Genomic DNA, 22752 nt, shown 5'->3' with positions numbered 1-22752 from the left:
CCATGCTCGACATCGGCTTTCTTGAAATCCTGATTATCGCCGTGGTCGGGCTGCTGGTGCTCGGCCCCGAGCGCCTGCCGCGTGCCGCCCGCACCACCGGCATGTGGGTGGGCAAGATCAAGCGCACCGTGTCCGGCATGCAGCGCGAAATAAGCTCCCAGCTGGAAGCCGAAGACCTGCGCCAGAAGCTCGACGACCAGCAGAAACAGCTCGATGACACGCTGAACAAGGCCAAAAGCGACGTTGAAAGCCTGGCCAACGAGCCGGCGCAGAAGGCGCGTCAGGTGGAACGCAAGGCCGAAGACGCCTCGGGCCGGCTGGATGATGCCCTCGCCTCGCTACGCGAAACGCCACCTGACGACGGACGCGACGTGAACAAGGACAAGACCGACAATGAGCCGCAGTAGCGCCAAACAGCACAACACGGATACGCAGCAGGAAAGCTCCCAGGCCCCGCTGATCGAACATCTGATTGAACTGCGTTCGCGGCTGATGCGCGCCGTTGTGGCCATTCTGGTGATCTTTCTGGGGCTGTATGCGTTCGCCAACGACATCTATGCCTTTGTCGCCGAGCCGTTGATGGCGCTGCTGCCCGACGGCTCGCAGATGATCGCCACCGAAGTGGCTTCGCCGTTTCTCGCGCCGTTCAAGCTGACCCTGGTGGTGGCGGTGTTTATCGCCGTGCCGGTGGTGCTGCACCAGGCCTGGGCCTTTGTCGCGCCCGGCCTCTACGACCGGGAAAAGACCCTGGCCGTGCCGCTGCTGGTTTCCAGCGTGGCGCTATTCTACGCCGGTGCCGCCTTTGCCTACTATGCGGTCTTTCCGCTGCTGTTTGCCTTTTTCACCCAGACAGGGCCCGACGACATCACGGTGATGACCGACATCAACCAGTATCTCAACTTCGTGTTGAAGCTGTTTTTTGCCTTCGGTGTCGCCTTCGAGATTCCCATCGCCACCTTTTTGCTGGTGCTGTCGGGCGCCACCACGGTCGAAAGCCTGAGCCGCAAGCGCCCCTATATCGTGCTCTGCTGCTTTGTGGTGGGCATGCTGCTGACACCGCCCGACGTTGTCTCGCAAAGCCTGCTGGCGGTGCCCATGTATCTGCTTTACGAAATCGGGCTGCTGCTGGGCCGTATCGTGCGCAATCGTCGGGCCCGCGAGGCGTCCTAGCCGGGCCACCCTCGCCGAGGCCCGGCGCCGCTATTCCGTTTGCCGTTTGACTGCTGGAGGTTTCCTTGACCACCCCGACTCCGCGCCACTTCCCCGGCACCCGCATGCGCCGCATGCGCCGGGACGATTTTACCCGTCGGCTGATGCGCGAGAACACGCTCACCCCGGCCGATCTGATTCTGCCGGTGTTTGTCATGGAAGGCGTCAACCAGCGCCAGGCCGTGCCTTCGATGCCCGGCGTGGAGCGCCTGACGCTGGACCTGCTGATCGAGCAGGCGCGCGAAGCCTACGCGCTGGGCATCCCCGCGCTGGCGCTGTTTCCGGTGGTTGAAGCCGACGGCAAAAGCGAGACGGCCAGTGAGGCCTGGAACGCCGACGGGCTGATCCAGCGCAGCGTGCGCGGGCTCAAGGAAGCCCTGCCGCAGCTGGGGATCATCACCGATGTGGCGCTCGACCCCTACACCAGCCACGGCCAAGACGGCATACTCGACGCCACCGGCTACGTGCAGAATGAACCCACCGTCGAGGCGCTTATCCAGCAGGCGCTGTCCCACGCCAGGGCCGGCGCCGACGTCGTCGCCCCGTCGGACATGATGGACGGGCGCATCGGCTCCATCCGCGAGGCGCTCGAGCACGATGGCTTGATTCACACCCGCATCATGGCCTATAGCGCCAAGTACGCGTCGAGCTACTACGGCCCCTTCCGCGACGCCATCGGCTCGGCGGGCAATCTCGGCCAGGCCGACAAGCGCACCTACCAGATGGACCCGGCCAACGGCGACGAAGCGCTGCACGAAGTCGCCATGGACATCACCGAAGGCGCCGACATGGTGATGATCAAGCCCGGTATGCCGTATCTCGACGTGGTGCGCCGGGTGAAGGACGAGCTGGCCGTGCCGACGTTTGCCTACCAGGTCAGCGGCGAATACGCCATGCACCGCGCCGCCTTCGACAACGGCTGGCTCGACGCCGACAAGGTGATTCTGGAATCGCTCACCTGCTTCAAGCGCGCCGGCGCCGACGGCATTCTCACCTATTTCGCGCTGGATGCCGCCAGGCTGTTGGCCCGTTAGCCGACCCGTTCATCATCGCTACTAAATCATCGCTACAAAAAAGCCGGCCCCCCGGGGCCGGCTTTTGCATGTGAAGGCGCGTTTTTACACCGTGGCGGCGCCTTCCGCGTTTGTTGCCCCGGCGCGCTCGCGCAGGCTTTCGGCGGCTTCAACCATGCGCGCCAACGCCGGCTCGACCTCGTCCCAGCGCCGGGTTTTCAGCCCGCAGTCGGGGTTGACCCAGAGGCGCTCGGCGGGAATCCGCTCGGCGGCCTTTTCCATCAGCGTGACCATCCAGTCCACGTCGGGCAGATTGGGGCTGTGGATATCGTAAACCCCGGGGCCGATCTCGTTGGGGTAGGCAAAGTCCTGGAAGGCGTCCAACAGCTCCATGTCCGAGCGCGAGGTCTCGATGGTGATCACGTCGGCGTCCAGCGCGGCAATCGCCCCGATGATGTCGTTGAACTCGGAATAGCACATGTGGGTATGAATCTGGGTGGCGTCGGCAACGCCCGAGGCGCTCAGGCGGAAACTCTCCACCGCCCAGTCGAGATACGCCTGCCACTCGGCCCGGCGTAGCGGCAGGCCTTCGCGCAGCGCCGGCTCGTCGATCTGGATCGCCTGGATGCCGGCGCCTTCCAGGTCCACCACCTCGTCGCGCAGCGCCAGCGCAATCTGGCGGCAGGTGGTATCGCGTGGCTGGTCGTCGCGCACGAACGACCACTGCAGAATGGTCACCGGGCCGGTGAGCATGCCCTTCATCGGCTTGTCGGTGAGCGACTGGGCGTATTCGCTCCAGCGCACGGTGATGGGCGCGGGGCGGGTGACGTCGCCGAAGATCACCGGCGGCTTCACGCAGCGCGAGCCGTAGCTCTGCACCCAGCCAAAGCGGGTGAAGGCGAAGCCGTCGAGCTGCTCGCCGAAGTATTCGACCATGTCGTTGCGCTCGGCCTCGCCGTGCACCAGCATGTCGATGCCCAGCGCTTCCTGGCGTTCCACTGCGTAGGCGATCTCGCCGCGCATCCGCGCTTCGTACTCCTCGGTGCTCAGGTCGCCGTTCTTGTGCGCACGGCGGTCGGCGCGGATATCCCCGGTCTGTGGGAAGGAGCCGATGGTCGTCGTCGGGTACAGCGGCAGCGCAAGCGCCTCGCGCTGGGCCCGGGAGCGGGTGGCGTAGGGCGCAGTGCGCTGGCTGTCCGCCGGTTTGATTGCCGCCAGGCGGGTGGCCACCGCCGGCTGGTGAATCCGCGCGGATTCGCGGCGAGTGTCCAGCGCCCGGGTGGCGTCCGCCAGGCGCTGCTCGTCGTCGGCGGTAGCGCGGCCGTCGAGCAGGCGCGCCAGGGTCACCGTTTCGTCGAGCTTCTGGCGGGCAAACGCCAGCCAGCTCTTCAGCTCGGTGTCCAGGTCGGTTTCGGCGTTGACATCTACCGGGACGTGCAGCAGCGAACAGCCGGGGGCTACCCACAGGCGATCGCCCAGGCGCACTTTCAGCGGCTGCAGGCGCTCGCGCAGCGCGGCCAGATCGGCGCGCCAGACGTTGCGCCCGTCGATCACGCCGACGGACAGCACCCGATGCGGGCCGATGCGATCGACTACATGGTCCAGCTCGCCCGGCGCGCGCACGGCGTCCACGTGGATGCCGGCCACCGGCAGGCGCGTGGCTACCGAAAGATTATCGCCCAGGCCGCCAAAGTAGGTTGCCAGCAGAATCTTCACCGAGGTGGACTGCAGACGGTTATAGGCGCGCTCGTAGGCCTGCTGCCACTCGGCGGGGAGGTCCTGAACCAGCGCCGGTTCATCCAGCTGCACCCATTCCACGCCCTGCTCGGCCAGCCGGGTGAGTATGGCCGCATAGACGTCGAGCACGCCGTCGAGCAGGTCCAGACGGTTGAAGGCGGCGCCCTTTTCCTTGCCCAGCCACAGCCAGGTAAGCGGCCCGGTCAGCGTAACCTTGGGGGTAAAGCCTGCGGCCTGGGCCTCGGCGACCTCGTCAAACAGGCGGCTTGAGGCCAGCTTGAAGGTTTGCCCCGCGTGCAGCTCGGGGACCAGGTAGTGATAGTTGGTATCAAAATACTTGGTCATCTCGCAGGCGGCGGCGGGCTCACCGCTGGGCGCGCGACCCCGGGCCATGCGGAAGGCGGTGTCCAGCGTGACCTCGCCCGGCCCAGCGTTTTCCGGCCCGACTTCGGCCGCGGCGTTAAAGCGCTCGGGAACGGCCCCCAGCAATACCGAGACGTTGAGCACCTGGTCATAAAACGCAAAATCGCCGACGCTGACGAAGTCCAGCCCGGCATCGTACTGTGCCTGCCAGTGCTCGGCGCGCAGGGTTTGGGCGGTGCTTTCCAGCGCCGTCGCGTCGAGGTCGCCCTTCCAGTAGGCTTCGGTGGCTTTTTTCAGCTCGCGAAAGGCACCGATACGCGGGTAGCCCGGAATATGAGAAACTGTCATGCAGGATGTCCTTTAACGTGAATGCCGCGTGGATACGCGGCGAATCGAACCTGCCTGCAGTGTGCTGGGCGCCCAAAAGTGAATCAAACTAATCTTTTTAATACATAAAATGAATATATTTCAGCAAGGCCTTGTCCTTCGGCAAGACGTTATCCTCCCGATGCCTGCCCGCCATGATTGAGCTGCGTCACCTTCGTACCCTGCTCGCCCTGCGCGATACCGGCTCGCTGGTGGAAGCCGCCGAGCGCGTGCACCTGACCCAGTCGGCGTTGTCCCATCAGATCAAGGACCTGGAAAGCCGCATCGACAGCGAGCTGTTTACCCGCAAGACCCGGCCGGTGGCGTTTACCCGCGCCGGCCTGCGACTACTCACCCTGGCCGAACAGGTACTCCCCCGGGTGCGCGAGGCCGAGCGCGACGTGGCCCGGCTCGCGGGCAGCGAACAGGGCCGGCTGCACATGGCCATCGAGTGTCACAGCTGCTTTGAGTGGCTGATGCCCACGGTGGACCGCTTTCGCGATCACTGGCCCGAAGTGGAAATCGACATTCCCACCGGCCACCACTTCGCCCCGCTGCCCGCGCTGGCCCGGGAGCAGCTGGACCTGGTCATCACCGCCGACCCTCAGCCCATCGACGGCATTCACTACGCGCCGCTGTTTCGCTACGAAGGGCTGCTGGCGGTGGCGCGCCAACACTCGCTCGCCGGGCGGGGCTTTGTCATGCCCGAGGCGCTGGCGGGACAAACGCTGATTACCTATCCGGTGGAGCAGTCGCGGCTGGATGTGTTCACGCAGTTTCTCGACCCGGCGGGCGTCGCCCCGGCCGAGATCCGCACGGCGGAGCTGACCATCATGATGATGCAGCTGGTGGCCAGCGGACGCGGCGTCTGCGCGCTGCCCAGCTGGGCGTTGACCGAGTACCTGGAGCGCGACTACGTCAGCGCCGTGCAGCTGGGCGAGCGCGGCGTATGGAGTACGCTGTACGCCGCACTGCGGGAGGAAACCCGGGAAACGTCATGGATGCAGGATTTTCTGCGCACTGCGCGGGAGACGTCTTTTGCGGTGCTCTCGGGTATCAGGCCGGCGGCTCACGACGAGGAATCAGTAACGTGAAGCGCGCACCGCCCAGCGTCTCGCTGCGGTCCACGGTGACGCTGCCGCCGTGGCCGGCCATGATCTTCAGCACGATGGAAAGCCCCAGCCCGTAGCCGCCGGAACTGCGGGTGCGGCTGGTATCCAGCCGGGCAAAGGGCTTGAAAATGCCCTCGCGGTCGTCGTCGGGCACCCCGGGGCCGTCGTCTTCCACGTCAATGCGCACCAGGCGGGGCTCGGCCGATAGCTGCACCGCTACCTGCGAGCGGCCGTAGCGGCAGGCGTTGCTGACCAGGTTTTGCAGCGCCCGCTGAAGGTAGCGCGGCTCGGCGTCGAGCATCACCTCGGGGCCCGGGGCCAGGGCGATCGTCAGGCTTTCGTGGAGCGGTGCCAGGCTCTCGATCACGCGGCCGGCCATCGCCCGGCATTCCACCGGGGTGGTTTCCATCTCGGCGCCGCCCAGGGTCTGGCCGTCGAGCCGGGCAAAGGTGAGGATTTCATCGATCAGCTCGTCAAGCTCGCCGATATCGGCGTCAATGCCCTGCAGCTGGCGGCGGATGGTCGGCTCATCGGTCATGTCCTCGACCATCTGGGCGGCAAAGCGGATACGCGCTACCGGGGTGCGCAGCTCGTGGGATACCGCGCGGATCATGTCCTGCTGGCCGCGCAGCAGCGTTTGTACCTGGCGGGCCATGCCGTTGAAAGCCATGCCCAGCCGGCCCAGAAAATCGCCGTTTTCGACCTTGACCCGGGTTTCCAGCCGGCCGCTGGCGATCCGCGCGGCGGCCAGCTCCAGACGCGCCATGCGCGACTCGATACGCTGCATCACCAGGTAGATACACAGCGACAGCGCCAGCAGCAAGCCCATGAGCAGCGGCAGATTGAGGTTGAGCGCCAGCGAGCCGCCGCGGGTCATGGGCCCCATGGTGACCCAGCGCTGCTCGCCGGGCAGCCGGGCCCAGAACGTCACCGCCAGCCGTTCGTGCGTCAGCCGCGTGATCACCTGCCCCTGAGCCAGGCGGGCGCGCTGACGTGGCGACAGCGCCGCGGGCAGGCGTTCGCGCAACGACAGCGGCCAGCTGCCCACGGCCAACGAGGCCAGGCGCCCGCGGCGGGCTTCGGCGGGCATGGCCGCCAGCCACTCGCCCAGCAGCTTTGCGGTGGCGTGCCACTGACGCTCGCTCCAGTCGTCGAACCGCGCCGTCAGCAGCCAGGAGGTTCCCGGCAGGCGTTTGCGCAGCCGCCAGGGTGAGGGCTCTACCAGGGCGCGCCCCTGCTTCAAGCGGATACGTTCAAAATAGCCCGGGTCGGCGGCGTCCATGCGGGTCAGGCGCAATTCCATACCCAGTTCCCGCGCGCGCTTGGCCAGGCGCTTGTCGCGGGGCCCGGGCGCCAGCTCGCTGAGCTCTTCGGCCACCAGCGCGACGGGCAGCGTCGCCAGCTGCTCGCGGTAATCCTTCTGACGCACCTGGTCGATCAGCGCTCGCCCGCCCACAGCGATCAGAAACACCGCCAGCAGCGACATCCCCAGCAGCAGGTAGAGGCGAACAAACGACCCTCGAATGACTTTCCAGCGCATGGTGACGACATCCCGTTGGCCTGGGGCCCAGCCGCGCGCCCGGCCCGGCGGTATCAGCTATCCCGACGGATCAGCTGTCCTTGACAAAGAGATAGCCCTTGCTGCGCACGGTCTTGATCCGGTGGGGATGGTGGGGGTCATCCCCGACCTTGGGACGAATCCGCGAGACGCGCACGTCAATCGAGCGGTCCTGGCCGTCGTAGCGGATGCCGCGCAGGTCATGGAAGATTTCTTCCCGTGTCAGCACGCGGCCGGCGTTGCTCGCCAGCAGCCAGAGCAGGTCAAATTCGGCGCTGGTGAGGTCGATGCGCTCGCCGTCCAGCCAGGCCTCGCGGGTCGCGTGGTCGATGTCCAGATTATCAAAGCGCAGGCGTTGCTCTCCCACGGCGGGAACGCTGTACTCGGCGCGGCGCAACAGCGCTCGCATGCGCGCCAGCAGCACCCGCGGCTGCACCGGCTTGGGCATGTAGTCATCGGCCCCCATTTCCAGCCCCAGCACCTGGTCGAGGTCGTCGCTGCGCGCCGTCAGCATCATGATGGGGCCGGCATAGTGCGGCCGCACGCGGCGGCAAATCGCCAGGCCATCCTCGCCGGGCAGCATCAGGTCAAGAATCACCAAGTCCGGCGCCAGACCGGTAATACGCTCCACGCCCTTGCCGCCGTCGGCTTCGAGAGTGACCCGAAAGCCGTTGGCCTCAAGGTAATCACGGGTCAGTTCGGCCAGACGCTGATCGTCCTCGATGATCAGGACGTGCTTGCGCTCGCCATACGCCAGGCCCGAACCTTCCTGCGACCCCAGCGCCTGAATCTGTTGTTCCAGATGATCGACCATGTTTGTGTATCCTGTAGCTCTGCGCGTATGACGGATCTCTTCCCTGTACAGCAGCGGCTCTACCACCCTGCCGTGCGCTACCCGCTGGGCCCCAGCAGCAGCCAGATAATAAAGCCGAACAGCGGGAAGAACAGCAGGAGCAGAATCCATAGCAGTTTGGACAGCCCGCCCGCCGGGCTTTTGGCCACCTTGATGATGGCCCAGACGATAACGATCAGCCAGATGAGGCCCAGCAGACCTCCGGTTTCAATCCCCATGGCCGCTCCTTGAAGTGTGGAATACTGCCGCCTTGCGGCATGATCGGCATCAGCATACAGCAAGGACGCCGACACGACGATTCCGCGCTGCCCGCGACATTGCGCTGTTTTCGACGACGGCTACGGCTGGCGTTTCCCGCGTCCTGCTGCCTGCCGGCCGTTATCAGGGGGAATCGGGCAGGGAAAGCACCATTTCGCCGTCGTGAATGCGGATGCTCAGCCGGCTTAAAAAGCTCATGCCCAGCAGCACGGTGTCGTTGTCCATGTTGGGGCTCACCGAGCCCTGAACATCGCGCATGCGGATACCGCCCAGGCCGACCGAATCCAGCTGCACCCGCGCCCCCTTGACCCGGCCGTTGGCGGTGCTGAACCAGACGCGCTCGCCGCGTTTCAGCCCCAGCCTGTCGGCCAGCCCGCCGGGCAGCGCCACATAGGTCGCGCCGGTATCCAGCAGAAACGTAACCGGCTCGCCGTTGATCTCGCCCGGCGCCTTGAAATGCCCGGCGCGGTTGCGCTCCAGGGTTAGCGGCATGCCGCTGTCAGCGGTGGTCACCAGATCGGCGTTGGGGTGGGTCAGCGACTCCAGTCCGCCCTGCAGCCACCAGGTGCCGACGGTCATCAGCAGTATCCAGAACAGCAGCATCATGACGATACCGCCGCGCCGCCCTCCGTTCCGTGCTGACATATAGCCTCCTAAGTGCCGTCCGCCGCCGGCTGCCACCGGCAGGCCGCGGCACGCCCCCGGGTCTCATTCACCCGGGCACAAATCAGCATCGCCGCCATGAACAGCCCCGCACACAGCAGGATGGAGGCCGCCAGCCCGATCAGGGCCTGAAGCAACCCCAGCAGCACAATGCCGAAAACGCCGGCCAGCTTGTTGGCCAGCCCCCAGAAGCCGAAAAACTCGGCCGCCTTGCCCGCCGGTGAAAACAGCCCCACCAGCGCCCGGCTGGCCGACTGGCTGGAGCCCAGGCTCAACCCTGCCAGACAGCCTACCACCAGAAACAGGTACTGCGCCTGCCAGTGCCAGCCCAGCTGCGCGTTGACCCATGCGGTCAGCGTCGGCGTGGCCCAGATCGCCACAATGGAGGCGACCCACAGCACCAGCGTCATCTGGTAGGTAAACTTTGCGCCCAGGCGGTCCTGGAGCGCGCCGAAGCCCAGCGCCCCCGCCGCCGCGGTCAGCTGTACGATAATAAACATGATGTTGCGCACCCCGGCGTCCCAGCCGATGACCTGGCCGCCATAGATAAAGGCAAAGGCGATCACAATGTAAACGCCGGCCATGGAAAACAGCAGCGAGACCAGAAACCGGCTCAGGTCCTGAAAGTGGCGCAGGTCGCGCAGCGTTACCATCAGGCGCCGGCGGGCAATGCGGCGGTAGGGCTCATTCACCGCCCGGGGGGTACCGCGCTCTTTCAGCCAGGCAAAGGTCGGCAGCGCCGCCAGCAGGAAAAACCCGGCGGCAAACGGCCCCACAAAGCGGATACGCGAAAAGTTGTCGGCGGTGGCCTCGCCCAGCACCACCAGAGTAAAGCCGGCGGCGAACAGCCCGCCGATGTACCCCAGCGCCCAGCCGAAGCCGGAAATCCGCCCCAGCGCCGACGGCGGCCCCAGCTCGGGGAGAAACGCCGCGATAAACGACTCGCCCATGGAATAGGCATAGTTGGAGACAATAATCAGCACGAAGCCCAGCGCCACGTATCCCGGCGCGACAAAGTAGAGCATCGCGGTCGACGCCACCGTGGCCAGATAGCTCCACCACAGAAAGCGCTTCTTGGCGGCACGACCGTCCATGACCGCCCCGCACAGCGGCGCCGTGACCACCACCATCAGATAGCTGATGGCCAGCGCCAGACTCCAGAGAAAGTTGGCCAGCCGGTAGCTGCCGTGATGCTCGCCGACAATCACCGTGGTAAACAGCTCGCCGAATACCACGGTGATAATCAGCAGCGTATAGGCCTGATTGGCGAAATCGAACATCGCCCAGCCGAGAATTTCCCGGCGCGAGGCGTATGCCGACGGCGGGGCCTGAGCGGGGTCGCGACGGGACGATTCGGACGGCATGGCAGTTTCCGGTGTTATCGGTGTCGGTAGCTAAAAACGCCGGCGGAGCAGCGCAAGGCGGGACGCTACAGCAGCCAGTGCGCAAGCACGGCCGCCGCTCCCACCGTCATCGCAATCACCACGGCCAACGACACCGCCGCGTTCAGCCAGCGGTCAAACCGGTTGCCGTTGGCGGCATCGCGGGTGGACGGTTGGCGGGTTGCGCCACGGCGTGAGTATCTTGCCATAGTTAATGATTGATGCGCCGATTGACCACGCTGGGCGCACGCCGCAGACGCTCCTCCTCGCCCAGCTGATCGGCCTCGAAGGCATCGGCGCCCACGGGCGTTTCGCCGTGGCGGCGGTACAGCTGAGTCAGCATCGCCTTGCGGTCGGCGCGCAGTTCGCGCAGCAGCACCACGATCATCATGTAGAGAATGAAGGTGAACGGCAACGCCGACAGCACCGCCGCCGACTGCAGCCCGGTCAGCCCGCCGGCGACAATCAGCGTCAGGCAGATCGCGGCGATCAGCACGCCCCAGAGCACGCGCTTGTACAGCGGCGGATTGATCGAGCCGTTATCGGTCATCTGCGCCACAATGTACGACGCCGAATCCGCCGAGGTCACCAGAAAGACGAAGATCAACAGCATCGCCATGATCGACAGCAGGCCGGAAAACGGCATCAGGTCGAACATTTCAAACAGCGCCACGGTGATGTTGTCCTGGGTCGCCTGCGCCAGGCCGATATCGCCGCCGCCCAGCTCCATGTGCAGCGCGGCGCCGCCGAACACGCCGATCCACAGGCAGGCCAGCAGCGGCGGCACCAGCAGCACGCCGAAGACGTATTCCTTGATGGTACGCCCGCGCGACACCCGGGCCACGAAGGTGCCCACAAACGGCGACCAGGCGATCACCCAGGCCCAGTAGAAAATCGTCCAGTCGCTGCCCCAGTTGGTGTCGGTATACGGCGCGATGCGCAGGCTCATGCTGATGAAGTTCTGCAGGTAGTCGCCGATGCCCAGGGTGATGGTTTCCAGAATCGCCACGGTGGGCCCCGAGAGCAGCACGTACAGCATCAGGAGGATGCACATCGCCATGTTGAGGTTGGACAAACGCTTGATGCCCTTGTCGAGGCCCGACCAGGTTGAGGCCATGTAGGCGCAGAACATCACCAGCAGAATCACGAACTGCCACCAGCCGTTTTCCGGCAGGCCGAAAACCGCGTTGAGCCCGCCGTTCATCTGCAGCACACCCAGCCCCAGCGATGTGGCCACGCCCATGACCGTGGCCACGACGGCGAACACGTCCAGCCAGGAGGCGTAGCGGCGCACCCGGGGATATTTGGCGGTCACCGAAGAGAGCACCGACGACACCAGCCCCGCCTGGCCCTTGCGGAACTGGAAGTAGGCAATGATCAGCCCCACGACGGAAAACGCCGCCCACTGGTGAATGCCCCAGTTAAAGTAGGTGTACTGAATGGCCAGGCGCGCGGCTTCGGTAGTGCCCGCTTGCTGGTCGCCGTAGGGCGGCTCGATGAAGTGCGACATGGGCTCGGCCATGCCGTAAAACACCAGCCCCACGCCAAAGCCGGCCGCCAGCAGCATGCTCACCCAGGAAAAAAAGCTGTAGTTGGGCCGGCTGTCCTGGGGGCCCAGCCGCACCTTGCCATAACGGGAAAACGCCAGCCCCAGCAAAAACACCACGAAACCGAATACCGAAAACAGATAAAACCAGCCAAACAGCCGGGTAATGCTATCCAGCGCGGCCTGGGCCGCATGGCCAAAAGCCTCGGGGAACGCGGCGCCGACGAGGACCAGCCCCAGAATAATCACCGTTGAGGCAATGAATACCGTCCTGCCGCCGTGATTTGCCATGTCGTCTCCTTGACCTCGCGTTGGATTCGTCGTCGACCGGACACAATGCCGGGCCGGCGCCGTGCAGACTCTACCAGCTCAGCGGCCTGTTCGCATAAGCGAACCTGAATATAAATCCGGGAATGACAGCCACGCCCACGCGGCTGAACCCAAACGGCCGGCTGTGTTCCAATACGGTATCAACCCTCGACACCGAGCCGTTATTCGCTCGTGGAGACCGCCTCATGCCCGATCCTCACAACTCGCGCAATGCCGCCTGGCAGGCCGCCAACCGCTGGCGTGCCCGCGCGGCACAAACCCGCCCGGACAGCCTGGCGAGCAGTATCAAGCTGTTTTTTACCTGGCTGCTGTTTGGCGCCATGATGATAATAGCGCTGGTGCTGGGGCTGGTGCTGCTGCTCATCGGCTGGGCGATGATGCCGTTTTTACGCCACCGCATGAAAAAGCGCATGGAAGCGGCGCGCGCCCACCAGGCCACCGATATCGGCGGCGGCAATGCCCGCCGTGAGCCGCCGGGGCCGCACGAAACCCTGGAAGGGCATTATTCCATCAGGGACGACGAACCCCGAGAGCGTTAGCCCCGGGTCAGGCCGGCGCGTGCACCCAGGTAAACACGGCGGCCAGGATCAGCGGCATGACCACCAGGCTGCCCAGGTTGCCGATCAGTACCAGCGAGGCAACCCGGTGCGGCGAGAGCCGGTACTGCTCGGCCACCAGGTAATTGAGCACCGCCGGCGGCAGCGCGGCAAACACCAGCAGCACCGCCAGCCCCAGCGTATCCAGCGGCAGTAGCCAGGCCAGCGGCAGCGCCACCAATATCCCCGACACCGGGCATGCCAGCGCGCCCAGCAGCCCGGTGCGCCAGTCGCCGAAATCCACCTCCAGCAGGCGCACGCCCAGCGCAAACAGCATCAGCGGGATGCTGACTTCCCCCAGGGTGTGCATGGGCGCGATCAACCACTCGGGCAGCGCTACGCCCGCCAGATTTACCGCCAGCCCGGCGAGACTCGCGAGCACGATGGGCAGACGCATCAGCCGCCACAGCGGCGTGCCGGGGTCTACCATGTAAAGCCCCACCGAAAAATGCAGCACCATCTCGACGATAAACACCACTACCGCCGCGGGCAGCGCCTGGTCGCCAAACGCCAGCACGATCAGCGGCAGCCCCATATTGCCGGTGTTGTTGAACATCATGGGCGGCAGAAACATCCTGGGCGCCATGCGCAACCAGCGTGCCAGCGGCCACAGCACCAGCCCCGATCCCAGCACCACGGCGGCGGCGCCGAGCGCCAGCCAGGCGTAGTCGGAAAGCGGCGCATCGCGCTCGGCGAGCACCGCAAACACCAGCAGCGGGACAAACAGCTCCATGTTCAGGGTGTTCAGGCTGCGGATATCCGGCGTGCGAAAATGCCCGTAAAGCGTGCCGCAGCCGGCAATCAGAAAGACGGGGAGAAGCGTGGTCAGAATCTGGCTAAGCATGCGATATTCCGATTAACCCGGGAGTGACGACGACGCGCCTTCGTCGGTCGCCGCCGGCTCGAACACCCGCGCCCAGAGCTCGGTGACGGCGCGGCGGTGGGCCTCGAAGGTGCCCGCCGCGACCCGGGCCCGGTCGCCGGTCAAGGCGGCGCGATGGGCGGTGCTGCGATAGGCCAGATAGGCATCGCGCAGTTCCCGGGCCTCGTCGGCGGGCAGGTAGCCGGTGTCCAGCAGCGTATCCAGAATGCGCACGTTGTCGCTGTAGGTCAGCAGCGCCGGCGCCTCGGCACCCCGCGCGAGCACGGCATACTGGCAAAGAAACTCGATATCCACCATGCCGCCGGCGTCCTGTTTGACGTCAAAGGTTTCCCGGGTGCGGCTGCTCAGGTGGGCGCGCATCCGCTGGCGCATGTGAACCACGTCATCGCGCAGCGTCGGCCGCGGCCGAGCCTGCCCCAGCACCTCCCGGCGCACGGCGTTGAAACGCTCGGCGAGGGTAGCATCGCCGGCCACCACCCGGGCGCGTACCAGCGCCTGATGCTCCCAGGTCCAGGCGTTCTGGCGCTGGTAGTCGGCGTAGGCGGCCAGCGACGTCACCAGCAGCCCGGCGTTGCCCGACGGGCGCAGGCGCATGTCGACTTCATACAGGCTGCCGGCGGGCGTAATCGCGGTCAGCAGATGAATCATGCGCTGCCCCAGGCGCGTGAAGAACACCGAGGCGTCCACCGGGCGGCGGCCATCGGTGGCTCCCCGAGTGGCGCGGTGGAGGAACACCAGGTCCAGATCGGAACCGTAGCCCAGCTCGATGCCGCCGAGCTTGCCGTAGCCCACCACCAGAAATTCGGCCAGGTCGCGGTGCATGCCCGGGGGCACACCGTGTTTACGGGTCAGATGCTTCCAGGCCATGGCCAGCACCGCATCGAGAATCACCTCGGCGATGTAGGTCAGGTAGTCGCTGACGTTCATCAGGTGGCGGGTGCCGGCGATATCCGACGCCGCGACGTGGAGCGTCTGGGCGTGCTTGAACACCCGCAGCGCTTCCAGCTGGGCTTCCTCGTCGTCCTCGGGCAGGCGGTTCAGCGTCTGGCGCAGCTCGTCGGCCAGGCGCTCCTTGCTCGCCGGGGTATACAGCGACTCCGGGGTCAACAGCTCGTCGAGCAGAATCGGATAGCGCGCCAGCTGGTCGGCGATCCAGGGGCTCGCCGCGCACAGGCGCATCAGATGTTCCAGGGCATGGGGGTTTTCCCGCAGCAGCGCCAGATACGCGGTGCGCCGCAGCACCGCTTCGATCAGCGGTTGCACCCGGGGCAGCGCGGTGTCGGGCGTGGGATTCTGCGCCAGCGCATCGAGGAGCAGCGGCATCAGCGCATCCAGGCGCTCAAAACCGATGCGCTGCATGCCCTGCACCGCGCGGGAATGATACAGCCGTTCCAGGCGCTTGCGCGCGCCGTCGGGATCGTCGAACCCGGCTTCGCCCAGGCGCCGCACGGCGGCCTCCGGGGTCAGTTCGCCGCGCCACAGCTGGCGCCACTGCTCAAGGTCCGGGGTGTCGCTGTCGGCGTCTTCGACATCCTCTTCGGGCTCGGCGATGACGTCGTCGAAATACCCCTGGATGCGCTCGCGACCTTCGCCCAGGCGCGCGATCACGCCCGCCCAGTCGGCAAAGCCCAGCGCCAGCGCGACGCGTTCCCGGGCGTCGGGGTCGTCGGGCAGTCGCTGGGTCTGGCGGTCGTCCAGCGCCTGTAGCGCGTGTTCGAGGTCGCGCAGAAACGCATAGTCCGGCAGCAGCTCGTCGACGGCGTCCTGCGGCAGCAGCCCCAGCGCCGGCAGCCGTGTCAGCGCGGCGCGCAGCGAGGTCTGCTGCAGCTCGGTGTCGCGACCGCCGCGAATCAGCTGAAACGCCTGAACCACAAACTCCACCTCGCGGATACCGCCGGGGCCGAGCTTGACGTTGCTTTCCATGCTGCGCCGCTTGACCTCGCGATGAATCATGGTCTTGAGCCCGCGCAGGGATTCAATCGCGCCGAAGTCCAGATACTTGCGATACACGAACGGACGCAGCCCGCGCAGCAGCCCGGCGCCGCCGACCACATCGCCGGCCACCGGCCGCGCCTTGAGCATGGCGTAGCGCTCCCACTCGCGGCCCTGATCCTGATAGTAGGCCAGAAGCGCGGCAAAGCTGCCCACCAGCGGGCCGCCGTCGCCCAGCGGGCGCAGGCGCATATCCACGCGAAAGGCAAAGCCGTCGGCGGTAACGCTGTCCAGCGCGGCGATCAGCTTCTGCCCGATTTTGGTGAAGTATTCCTGGTGGGCCAGCGATTTGCGCCCGCCGTGGGTCTCGCCGTCTTCGGCGTAGGCAAAAATCAGGTCGATATCCGACGACAGATTGAGCTCGCCGGCGCCCAGCTTGCCCATGCCCAGCACTACCAGCCGCTGGGCCGAGCCGTCCTCGCAGGGCGCCGGACGCCCCCAGCGCGGGGTGTAAAAGGCTTCAAGCCAGGCCAGCGTGGCCTCCAGCGTGACCTCGGCCAGCAGGGTAACCGCGGCGGTGGTGTGCCAGACGTCATGGCCGGCGGGGCGGTTCAGGTCGCGCCAGATAATCCCCAGCATTTTCGCCTGGCGAAAGCGCCGCACGGCGGCGTAAAGCGTCTCCTCGTCGTCGGCCTGAGCCAGCGCATCCGCCAGCCGGCGCTCCAGCACCGGCCGCGCCGGCGTGGCGTCCAGCTCGCCGGCCGCCTGCAGCTCACCCAGCAGCGCCGGAGTGCGCACCAGCACGTCCTGGGCAAAGTTGGATACCGTGACCACCCGCGCCAGTGCGGTCTGCCGCTCGGGGGTGAGCGCCTGCCAGACGGCCCGGCTGTCTGCGTCTTCCTGTGCCAGCGTATCGGCCAGGCGTTCGCGCGCCTGGCCGGCGACGTCCTGCAGCGCCTCGGGCAGGCCGCTCAGCGGAAAAATCTCGTTATCCTGCGCCATCGCTTCGCTCTCCTTGTGCGTTTACCGCCCGGGCGAGTGCCTTAACCGCACAGCCGCTGCCAGAGCAGCAGCGCCCAGGTCAGCCCGGCCAACAACAGTGCCAGCATGACCGCCGCCGAGCCGATATCCTTCGCCCGGCCGGACAGTTCGTGGTGCTCGGTGCCGATGCGATCGACCACGCTCTCCACGGCGCTGTTGAGCAGCTCGGTTATCAGCACCAGCACGCAGCTGCCGATCAGCAGCAGCACCTGGGTCGGGGTCTGCCCCAGCCACAGCGTCAGCGGCAGCAGCGCGACGCTCAGCGCCACTTCCTGACGAAACGCCGCCTCGTGGCGAAACGCGGCGGTCAGCCCCTTGACAGAGTAGCGCGTAGAATCGCGCAGATGCGCGAGCCCGGTGCGTTCAGGCTTCATGACGCTGACCTCCATCGCACTCGCGCACCGGCTGTGCATGGCGCCTGCTTGCGGTTGCCGCGTCAGTGCGCATCGATCATCTCCGCCAGGTCACGGGTCAGGGGCTTGAACACTTTGGTCCAGTTCAGATAGGGCGTCGTGCTATCGCCGTTGACCAGCACGCTGAACACGCCCCAGCGCCCGCTTTGGGTGCGAAAGTAGCCGGCCATCGCGCGCACCGCGTAGGGTTCGTTGAGCGTACCGGTCTTGAGCATCACGTTGTGCTGAAAGCTCTCCGGCCCCCGGCGAATAAAGTGCATCACGCCGTTTTCCGGCGACTGAAAGCCCGCCACATAGGCCGGAAACAGCGAGCTCTGACGGTACATCGACGCGAGCATGACGTTAACCCCGTGGGCCGTGGTGCGGTTGTCGGTGGTCAGGCCGCTGCCGCTTTTCAGGGTCAGCTCACCGTGGTCATCCAGCCCCGCGGCATAGGCTTCGAGCGCCTCGCCGGCCTGCGCCAGCTGGGCATGGGGCGTTTCCACCAGGTCCAGCGCGAGCACATCGGCCATGTAGTTGTTGGAATAGTTCAGCGTGCGCCGCACCAGCTCCTGCAGCGGCCGGCCGTCCACCGCGGCGAGGGTGTCGGCGGCTTCGGGCGGTTGGTCTGCGGTCACTCGCGGCGCATTGGCCAGGGTAATACCAAAGCGGCCGAGCATCGCCAGCAGGGTATCCGCGGTCTGCTCCGCGCCGTTGCCGGCACCGCGATACACATCCCGCGCCTGAGCATCGAGCGCCATTTCCCCGTTGATACGGATCACATCGCCGTGCTCACCGGTAATCCGCTCGGCGCCAATGCGCGTTCGGCTGCCGTTGTCCCCGGTGATCAGCCGGCTGTCCACTTCGGTCAGCGCCCGGGGGCCGTCGCAGTGGGTAATGCGCGCCGGCTCGCCGGCGGTATCCGCGGGCGCCACGTTGACGCACCAGCTGCCGAAATTCACCCCCGCGGACGACAGCGGTGCGCTGTAGGCGTTGGCCACCCGCTCGCGCGCCTCGCAGCGGTCCTCGGTAACGCACCGGACCGGCCCGAACCGCCACTGGCTGATCACCAGACCGCCGTTGATCCGCCGCACTCCCGCCTGCTGCAGGCGCTGCACCAGCCGCCAGAGATTTTCGCTGGTGAGCCCCGGGTCGCCACCGCCTTCGAGCCAGAGATCAGCGTCCAGCACGCCGTCATCATCGACATCGGCCAAACTCTTGAGCCGCGTGGTGAAGCGGTGCTGAGGGCCGAAGCGGTTGAGCGCGGCGGCGGCCATGTAGGTCTTGGTCACCGACGCCGGCGACAGCGCCCGGTCGGGGCTCATACGCCCCAGAACGGGCTGCTCGCCGTCGAGCAGGCGCGCCTCGGCGCTGATCGCAAAGCCCGCGTCGGCCAGCCCCGCCAGCCGGGAAAAGTCCGCCTGCGCGACCGGCACGGCGAACAGCACCAGCGCGGCCACGACGAGAACGGCCAGCGGACGCCCGGGGCGCGTGCGGGGCAAAACAGCATCATTCATGGCCGGGGTCATGGCCACTCTCCTTGTCTTTTATTGGAACGGGGCCCGTGACAGTTCTCTGGACTGGCCCCAGGACTGTTCTTTGGGCTGGTCCCGGAGCTGGCCTGGGCCTGAGCGCTAATGGACGCTTATCCGGGAAAACATCTGCAGCACCACGACGCCGGCGACAATCAGCAGGATACCGGCGACGGCGGGCATATCCGGCCGCTCGCCGTACGCCACCACGCCTACCAGCGTGACCAGCACAATCCCCAGCCCCGCCCAGATGGCGTAAGCCACGCCCACCGGCAGCGTGCGCAGCACCAGGCTCAACAGATAAAACGCCAGACCGTAGCCGACCACGACCACCAGACTGGGCGCAAGCCGGGTAAAGCCGGCGGACGACTTCAGCGCGCTGGTGGCCACGACTTCCGCCACGATCGCCAGAATCAGGTAAATAAATGCCATTGTCGCTCCAGGTTGACCGTCAGCTGCCAGAGCGGCTGACCGCTTCGTGCATACTTGGCTTCAAACGGTGTCAGAGGTTCGCTATCGGCCGCCTCCGGCGGCGAGTACGGCCCGAGGGTGGGCGTTCGGCCGGTAGCCTGTCCGACCGCCAGGGCAAACTCCTCGGCGTACAGACGCCAGTTGGTACGCAGTTCCAGCCGGCCGCCCAGCGCCAGCATCCACGGCAGTACCGGGTGACCGTGCCAGCGCTTTTTCAACTGCGCGGCCTTGGGATACGGATTGGGGTACAGCAAATAATGGCGCTCCGGCGACCACCCGGCCCGAAAGGCCAGCCGCCAGAAGTCCACCAGATCCCCCTGTACCAGCAGGGCGTTGTCGGGCACCGCACCGATTTCACGCCCCAGGCGGTCGGCGCTGCGATCCACGCCGATTACCGCATGGCCAGGGTACGCGGCCGCCAGACGCCGGGTCGAGAGCCCCACGCCGCAGCCGGCATCCACTATCAGCGGCCGATTCTGCGCCGCCAGCCAGGCATCGGCACGCGCGAACGCGACCCGGGTATGCTCGGCCAGGGGTTTCTGCAGCGGCCGGGCGAACGCCCGCGCGACCCGGCGCGACAGATCATGGTGCGGGCCGGGCTGGGGTGAATCCACCACCCGGCTGGGCGCCGACGGCATCGCCCGGGGCTGTGACGACCCGACTGATGAGATGGCTGATGACATGGCAGCCTCCCGGCCAAAAAGCGTGATTCTACCAGCCCTGGGCGCTTGCGGCATGACGCCGTTGCATGGCCGGTGCTATGATCGCAGGCGATAAACTGTCCGTTTCCGGCGTTCGCACCATGCGCGCCACGTTATCCGTTTTTTCATTACCGCACCACGAGGAACCCGGCTTGTCTCATTTACCGGTGATCGTCGGCATGGGTGGCATCAATCCGGCAGGCAGAACCTCGGGCCACCAGGCCTTTCGCCGTACCGTGCTGGATACGCTGCCCGCCGACCAACAACGCCAGACCGTGCAGGGCCTGGCCGCTTTGATGCGTCTTGTCGAGCCCGGCGACACGGCGGATGCCGACCGGCTGCGCGATGCGGTGCTCCAGCATACCCTGGTGCGGCGTAACGCCAGCGCCGACTTCAACGGGCCCGGGCTGCCGGCCAACCGCCAGGCCAGCCTGGCGCTGGACGCGCCGCTGGAATTCACCCTGCGCCGCCGCCAGCTGCCCGAGCAGCTGCCGAGCCACTGGGAGGTCCGCGAGCTGGACCGCAAGCGCGTGACCGTGCGCGTCCCCGAGGGCGAATTCAACGCCCTGCTGCCCGACGCCCAGACGCCCAGAGTCAAGGCCGCCGCCGAGCTGCCCGGCGGGTTCGACCCGGCGGCGCTGTATCGCAGCGTCCACCACCCGCGTGGCCTATCCATGGCCGTGTTTGGCGCCAGCGACTGCCTCGGCGCCAGCGGCATCGGCTGGGAGCATCTACGCGACCGGCTCGACCCCGACCAGGTCGCGGTCTACGCCGGCAACTCCATCGGCCAGCTGGACGACGAAGGCTGGGGCGGGCTGCTCAAAAGCCTGGTCACCGGCCAGCGCACCACCTCCAAACAAATGCCGCTGGGCTACGGCCAGATGCCCGCCGATTTTCTCAACGCCTACGTACTGGGCAGCATCGGCGGCACCGGCGCGGCGCTGGGCGCCTGCGCCAGCTTTCTCTACAACCTGCGGCTGGGCATCGACGATATTCGCGCCGGCCGCCGCCGGGTGGTCATGGTGGGCACCGCCGACGCGCCGATCACCCCCGAGGTGATCGAAGGCTTTCGCGCCATGGGCGCGCTGGCCGACGATGCCGGACTCAAGGCACTGGATGCCCTCGACGTGCTTACCGATGCCGACTACCAGCGCGCCTGCCGCCCCTTCGCCCGCAACTGCGGGTTCACCATGGCCGAATCCTGCCAGTTCGTGATGCTCATGGACGACTCGCTGGCGCTGGAAGAAGGCGCCGAGATTCTCGGTGCGGTGCCCGAGGTGTTCGTCAACGCCGACGGCTTCAAGCGCTCGATTTCCGCCCCCGGCATCGGCAACTACATCACCCTGGGCAAATCCGCCGCGCTGGTGCGCGACATCCTGGGGGAAACCGCGCTCCGGGAGCGCAGCTTTCTCCACGCCCACGGCACCGGCACGCCCAAAAACCGCACCACCGAGTCCCACGTTTTCGATGAAATCGCCCGGGCCCACGGCATCAGCCACTGGCCGGTAGCGGCGATCAAGGCGTTTGTCGGCCACTCCCAGGGCTCCGCCGCCGGCGACCAGCTGGCCAGCGCGCTGGGCAGTTTCGCCCACGGCATGCTGCCGGGTATTCCAACCCTGGACGCGGTCGCCGACGACGTGTACGCCGAGCGGCTGGGCTTTTCGCGGACGCCGGTGCCCTTCGACGCCGACGCCGGCTTTCTCAACGCCAAGGGTTTTGGCGGCAACAACGCGACCGGCGTGGTGCTCTCCCCCCGGGTGACCGAACAGCTGCTGGCCAAACGCCACGGCCAGGCCGCCATCCACGCCTGGAAAGACCGCCGCGAAAGCGTGCGCGAAGCCGCTGCCGACTACCTGGAGCGCGCCGATGCCGGCCACTACCAGCCGCGCTACCAGTTCGGCGAAGCCGTGCTGGAAGGCACCGAGCTGAAAGTTCACGCCGACCGCATTCACGTTCCCGGCTATGCGCAGCCGGTATCGCTGCACGCCGACAACCCCTTCGGCCGGCTGAACACCCGCGACAGCGAGGAGACGTCATGACCACGGCGGTGTATCCCGGCACGTTCGACCCCGTTACCCACGGCCACTACGACATCATCGAGCGCGGTGCGCGGCTTTTTGACCACATCGTGGTGGCCGTCGCCGACAGCACGGGCAAGAACCCGGCGCTGGACGTCGACACCCGCATGGCACTGGTCAACGATGTCTGCGCCTCGCTTGGCAACGTCTCGGTCATCGGCTTTTCCGGCCTGCTCACGGAGATGATGCACGCGCAGAACGCCACGGTGATTCTGCGCGGGCTGCGCGCGGTTTCCGACTTCGAGTACGAGCTTCAGCTGGCCAACATGAACCGCGCGCAAAATCCCGACCTGGAAAGCGTATTTCTCACCCCGGCGGTGGAAAACTCGTACATTTCCTCTACCATCGTGCGCGAAATCGCCCGGCTCGGCGGCGATATTTCGCCGCTGGTTCACCCACAGGTGGCGGCCGCGCTACACAGACGCTACCCGCAATAACGCCGTTTCATGGCACACCGCGCAAGGTTGTTTTCATGGCCCTGATCATCACCGACGACTGCATCAGCTGCGACATCTGCGAGCCCGAATGCCCCAACGAGGCCATCAGCGCCGGCGATGACATCTACGTTATCGACCCCGGCCGCTGCACCGAATGCGTCGGGCACTACGACCGGCCCCAGTGCCGCCAGGTCTGCCCGGTGGACTGCATCCCTCAGGACCCCGAACGCGTGGAATCCCGCGGGGCGCTGATGGCCCGGTATCAGACCCTGACCGCGGCCTGACGCGCTCGGGCAGGG

General features: G+C 66.5%; 22 protein-coding genes. 8 read left to right on the top strand and 14 right to left on the bottom strand.

All coding sequences use genetic code 11. From position 1 onward, the window contains the following. The first annotated feature begins 2 nt into the window (after positions 1–2). The 3 genes from tatB (at position 3) to hemB (ending at position 2243) form a co-directional block, all read left to right on the top strand. Positions 3–407, top strand: coding sequence for a Sec-independent protein translocase protein TatB (gene tatB / locus C793_RS0103665; protein WP_017429602.1), 405 nt, complete (start codon positions 3–5; stop codon positions 405–407). Continuing rightward, entirely contained in the window at positions 394–1170 is a 777-nt protein-coding gene (tatC, locus tag C793_RS0103660) for a twin-arginine translocase subunit TatC (protein ID WP_017429601.1), read from the top strand. Before tatB ends, tatC begins: the two co-directional genes overlap by 14 nt. 65 nt (positions 1171–1235) lie before the next feature. Next, the gene (hemB, locus tag C793_RS0103655; RefSeq protein WP_017429600.1) at positions 1236–2243 is read left to right on the top strand and encodes a porphobilinogen synthase; all 1008 of its coding nucleotides are present in this window, start codon (positions 1236–1238) and stop codon (positions 2241–2243) included. A gap of 84 nt (positions 2244–2327) precedes the next feature. On the opposite strand, the gene metE is transcribed toward hemB, so the two are convergent. After that, a complete protein-coding gene (gene metE / locus C793_RS0103650) occupies positions 2328–4670 on the bottom strand; it encodes a 5-methyltetrahydropteroyltriglutamate--homocysteine S-methyltransferase (protein WP_017429599.1) in 2343 nt (780 codons plus the stop codon). A 173-nt stretch (positions 4671–4843) separates the two neighbouring features. On the opposite strand from metE, the gene C793_RS0103645 reads away from it, so the two are divergent. Continuing rightward, positions 4844–5782 (top strand): LysR family transcriptional regulator, encoded by a 939-nt coding sequence (locus C793_RS0103645; protein ID WP_017429598.1) that lies wholly within the window; start codon positions 4844–4846, stop codon positions 5780–5782. On the opposite strand, the gene C793_RS0103640 is transcribed toward C793_RS0103645, so the two are convergent. From C793_RS0103640 to C793_RS0103610, 7 genes are all read right to left on the bottom strand, one after another. Then, on the bottom strand, positions 5745–7340 hold the full coding sequence (locus C793_RS0103640) for an ATP-binding protein (protein WP_017429597.1): 1596 nt from the start codon (positions 7338–7340) through the stop codon (positions 5745–5747). The genes C793_RS0103645 and C793_RS0103640 overlap by 38 nt on opposite strands. A 70-nt stretch (positions 7341–7410) precedes the next feature. Continuing rightward, on the bottom strand, positions 7411–8172 hold the full coding sequence (locus C793_RS0103635) for a winged helix-turn-helix domain-containing protein (protein WP_017429596.1): 762 nt from the start codon (positions 8170–8172) through the stop codon (positions 7411–7413). 77 nt (positions 8173–8249) lie between these two features. Next, positions 8250–8429: a PLDc N-terminal domain-containing protein gene (locus C793_RS0103630; protein WP_017429595.1), complete on the bottom strand. Its 180-nt coding sequence runs from the start codon at positions 8427–8429 to the stop codon at positions 8250–8252. Positions 8430–8592: 163 nt separating this feature from the next. After that, positions 8593–9114, bottom strand: a complete 522-nt coding sequence (locus C793_RS0103625; protein WP_026106090.1) for a retropepsin-like aspartic protease family protein — start codon at positions 9112–9114, stop codon at positions 8593–8595. Positions 9115–9122: 8 nt separating this feature from the next. Beyond that, positions 9123–10496, bottom strand: a complete 1374-nt coding sequence (locus tag C793_RS0103620) for an MFS transporter (protein ID WP_017429593.1) — start codon at positions 10494–10496, stop codon at positions 9123–9125. 65 nt (positions 10497–10561) lie between these two features. Then, positions 10562–10723, bottom strand: coding sequence for a hypothetical protein (locus C793_RS14560; RefSeq protein WP_017429592.1), 162 nt, complete (start codon positions 10721–10723; stop codon positions 10562–10564). A 2-nt stretch (positions 10724–10725) separates the two neighbouring features. Beyond that, positions 10726–12351, bottom strand: a complete 1626-nt coding sequence (locus tag C793_RS0103610; RefSeq protein WP_017429591.1) for a BCCT family transporter — start codon at positions 12349–12351, stop codon at positions 10726–10728. Positions 12352–12575: 224 nt separating this feature from the next. Here C793_RS0103610 and C793_RS0103605 point away from each other — a divergent pair, with 224 nt between their 5' ends. Then, on the top strand, positions 12576–12929 hold the full coding sequence (locus C793_RS0103605; protein WP_017429590.1) for a hypothetical protein: 354 nt from the start codon (positions 12576–12578) through the stop codon (positions 12927–12929). Positions 12930–12936: 7 nt separating this feature from the next. Here the strand turns inward: C793_RS0103605 and C793_RS0103600 are convergent, their stop codons facing one another. The 6 genes from C793_RS0103600 to trmB all read right to left on the bottom strand — a co-directional run bounded on the left by C793_RS0103600 (position 12937) and on the right by trmB (position 19920). Then, complete coding sequence (locus C793_RS0103600; RefSeq protein ID WP_017429589.1) at positions 12937–13830, bottom strand: AEC family transporter; 894 nt, start codon at positions 13828–13830, stop codon at positions 12937–12939. Positions 13831–13842: 12 nt separating this feature from the next. Further along, on the bottom strand, positions 13843–16803 hold the full coding sequence (gene glnE, locus C793_RS0103595; protein WP_017429588.1) for a bifunctional [glutamate--ammonia ligase]-adenylyl-L-tyrosine phosphorylase/[glutamate--ammonia-ligase] adenylyltransferase: 2961 nt from the start codon (positions 16801–16803) through the stop codon (positions 13843–13845). 41 nt (positions 16804–16844) lie between these two features. Further along, the gene (locus C793_RS0103590) at positions 16845–17216 is read right to left on the bottom strand and encodes a diacylglycerol kinase (RefSeq protein ID WP_026106089.1); all 372 of its coding nucleotides are present in this window, start codon (positions 17214–17216) and stop codon (positions 16845–16847) included. 62 nt (positions 17217–17278) lie between these two features. Continuing rightward, positions 17279–18763, bottom strand: coding sequence for a D-alanyl-D-alanine carboxypeptidase/D-alanyl-D-alanine endopeptidase (gene dacB, locus C793_RS0103585; RefSeq protein ID WP_017429586.1), 1485 nt, complete (start codon positions 18761–18763; stop codon positions 17279–17281). Positions 18764–18868: 105 nt separating this feature from the next. After that, positions 18869–19198 carry a DMT family transporter gene (locus tag C793_RS0103580; RefSeq protein WP_017429585.1) on the bottom strand — a complete coding sequence of 110 codons (330 nt, stop codon included), beginning with the start codon at positions 19196–19198 and terminating at the stop codon, positions 18869–18871. Then, positions 19180–19920, bottom strand: a complete 741-nt coding sequence (gene trmB, locus C793_RS0103575) for a tRNA (guanine(46)-N(7))-methyltransferase TrmB (RefSeq protein ID WP_245550186.1) — start codon at positions 19918–19920, stop codon at positions 19180–19182. The genes C793_RS0103580 and trmB overlap by 19 nt, the downstream gene beginning before the upstream one ends. 197 nt (positions 19921–20117) lie before the next feature. On the opposite strand from trmB, the gene C793_RS0103570 reads away from it, so the two are divergent. The 3 genes from C793_RS0103570 to C793_RS0103560 are packed head-to-tail and all read left to right on the top strand — an operon-like array spanning position 20118 to position 22737. After that, positions 20118–21977 carry a beta-ketoacyl synthase gene (locus C793_RS0103570; RefSeq protein WP_040475305.1) on the top strand — a complete coding sequence of 620 codons (1860 nt, stop codon included), beginning with the start codon at positions 20118–20120 and terminating at the stop codon, positions 21975–21977. Continuing rightward, a complete protein-coding gene (coaD, locus tag C793_RS0103565) occupies positions 21974–22453 on the top strand; it encodes a pantetheine-phosphate adenylyltransferase (RefSeq protein WP_017429582.1) in 480 nt (159 codons plus the stop codon). The genes C793_RS0103570 and coaD overlap by 4 nt, the downstream gene beginning before the upstream one ends. A 35-nt stretch (positions 22454–22488) precedes the next feature. Further along, positions 22489–22737 (top strand): YfhL family 4Fe-4S dicluster ferredoxin, encoded by a 249-nt coding sequence (locus C793_RS0103560; RefSeq protein ID WP_017429581.1) that lies wholly within the window; start codon positions 22489–22491, stop codon positions 22735–22737. Positions 22738–22752 lie beyond the last annotated feature (15 nt).

Source organism: Vreelandella jeotgali Hwa (assembly GCF_000334215.1).
In the GTDB taxonomy this organism is placed as follows: Bacteria; Pseudomonadota; Gammaproteobacteria; order Pseudomonadales; family Halomonadaceae; genus Vreelandella; species Vreelandella jeotgali.
Note: the sequence above shows the minus strand (reverse complement) of the source record. Positions and strands in the feature narration are given on the sequence as shown.

Excerpts from the sequence above, each read along its gene's own strand:
- C793_RS0103620 (WP_017429593.1), bottom strand. The coding sequence starts at position 10,496 with ATGCCGTCCGAATCGTCCCGTCGCGACCCCGCTCAGGCCCCGCCGTCG.
- tatB (WP_017429602.1), top strand. The coding sequence starts at position 3 with ATGCTCGACATCGGCTTTCTTGAAATCCTGATTATCGCCGTGGTCGGG.
- C793_RS0103635 (WP_017429596.1), bottom strand. The coding sequence starts at position 8,172 with ATGGTCGATCATCTGGAACAACAGATTCAGGCGCTGGGGTCGCAGGAA.
- glnE (WP_017429588.1), bottom strand. The coding sequence starts at position 16,803 with ATGGCGCAGGATAACGAGATTTTTCCGCTGAGCGGCCTGCCCGAGGCG.
- dacB (WP_017429586.1), bottom strand. The coding sequence starts at position 18,763 with ATGACCCCGGCCATGAATGATGCTGTTTTGCCCCGCACGCGCCCCGGG.
- C793_RS0103590 (WP_026106089.1), bottom strand. The coding sequence starts at position 17,216 with ATGAAGCCTGAACGCACCGGGCTCGCGCATCTGCGCGATTCTACGCGC.
- C793_RS0103580 (WP_017429585.1), bottom strand. The coding sequence starts at position 19,198 with ATGGCATTTATTTACCTGATTCTGGCGATCGTGGCGGAAGTCGTGGCC.
- C793_RS0103600 (WP_017429589.1), bottom strand. The coding sequence starts at position 13,830 with ATGCTTAGCCAGATTCTGACCACGCTTCTCCCCGTCTTTCTGATTGCC.
- C793_RS0103560 (WP_017429581.1), top strand. The coding sequence starts at position 22,489 with ATGGCCCTGATCATCACCGACGACTGCATCAGCTGCGACATCTGCGAG.
- C793_RS0103630 (WP_017429595.1), bottom strand. The coding sequence starts at position 8,429 with ATGGGGATTGAAACCGGAGGTCTGCTGGGCCTCATCTGGCTGATCGTT.
- C793_RS0103610 (WP_017429591.1), bottom strand. The coding sequence starts at position 12,351 with ATGGCAAATCACGGCGGCAGGACGGTATTCATTGCCTCAACGGTGATT.
- coaD (WP_017429582.1), top strand. The coding sequence starts at position 21,974 with ATGACCACGGCGGTGTATCCCGGCACGTTCGACCCCGTTACCCACGGC.
- metE (WP_017429599.1), bottom strand. The coding sequence starts at position 4,670 with ATGACAGTTTCTCATATTCCGGGCTACCCGCGTATCGGTGCCTTTCGC.
- trmB (WP_245550186.1), bottom strand. The coding sequence starts at position 19,920 with ATGTCATCAGCCATCTCATCAGTCGGGTCGTCACAGCCCCGGGCGATG.
- C793_RS0103640 (WP_017429597.1), bottom strand. The coding sequence starts at position 7,340 with ATGCGCTGGAAAGTCATTCGAGGGTCGTTTGTTCGCCTCTACCTGCTG.
- C793_RS0103625 (WP_026106090.1), bottom strand. The coding sequence starts at position 9,114 with ATGTCAGCACGGAACGGAGGGCGGCGCGGCGGTATCGTCATGATGCTG.
- C793_RS0103605 (WP_017429590.1), top strand. The coding sequence starts at position 12,576 with ATGCCCGATCCTCACAACTCGCGCAATGCCGCCTGGCAGGCCGCCAAC.
- C793_RS0103645 (WP_017429598.1), top strand. The coding sequence starts at position 4,844 with ATGATTGAGCTGCGTCACCTTCGTACCCTGCTCGCCCTGCGCGATACC.
- tatC (WP_017429601.1), top strand. The coding sequence starts at position 394 with ATGAGCCGCAGTAGCGCCAAACAGCACAACACGGATACGCAGCAGGAA.
- C793_RS0103570 (WP_040475305.1), top strand. The coding sequence starts at position 20,118 with ATGGGTGGCATCAATCCGGCAGGCAGAACCTCGGGCCACCAGGCCTTT.
- C793_RS14560 (WP_017429592.1), bottom strand. The coding sequence starts at position 10,723 with ATGGCAAGATACTCACGCCGTGGCGCAACCCGCCAACCGTCCACCCGC.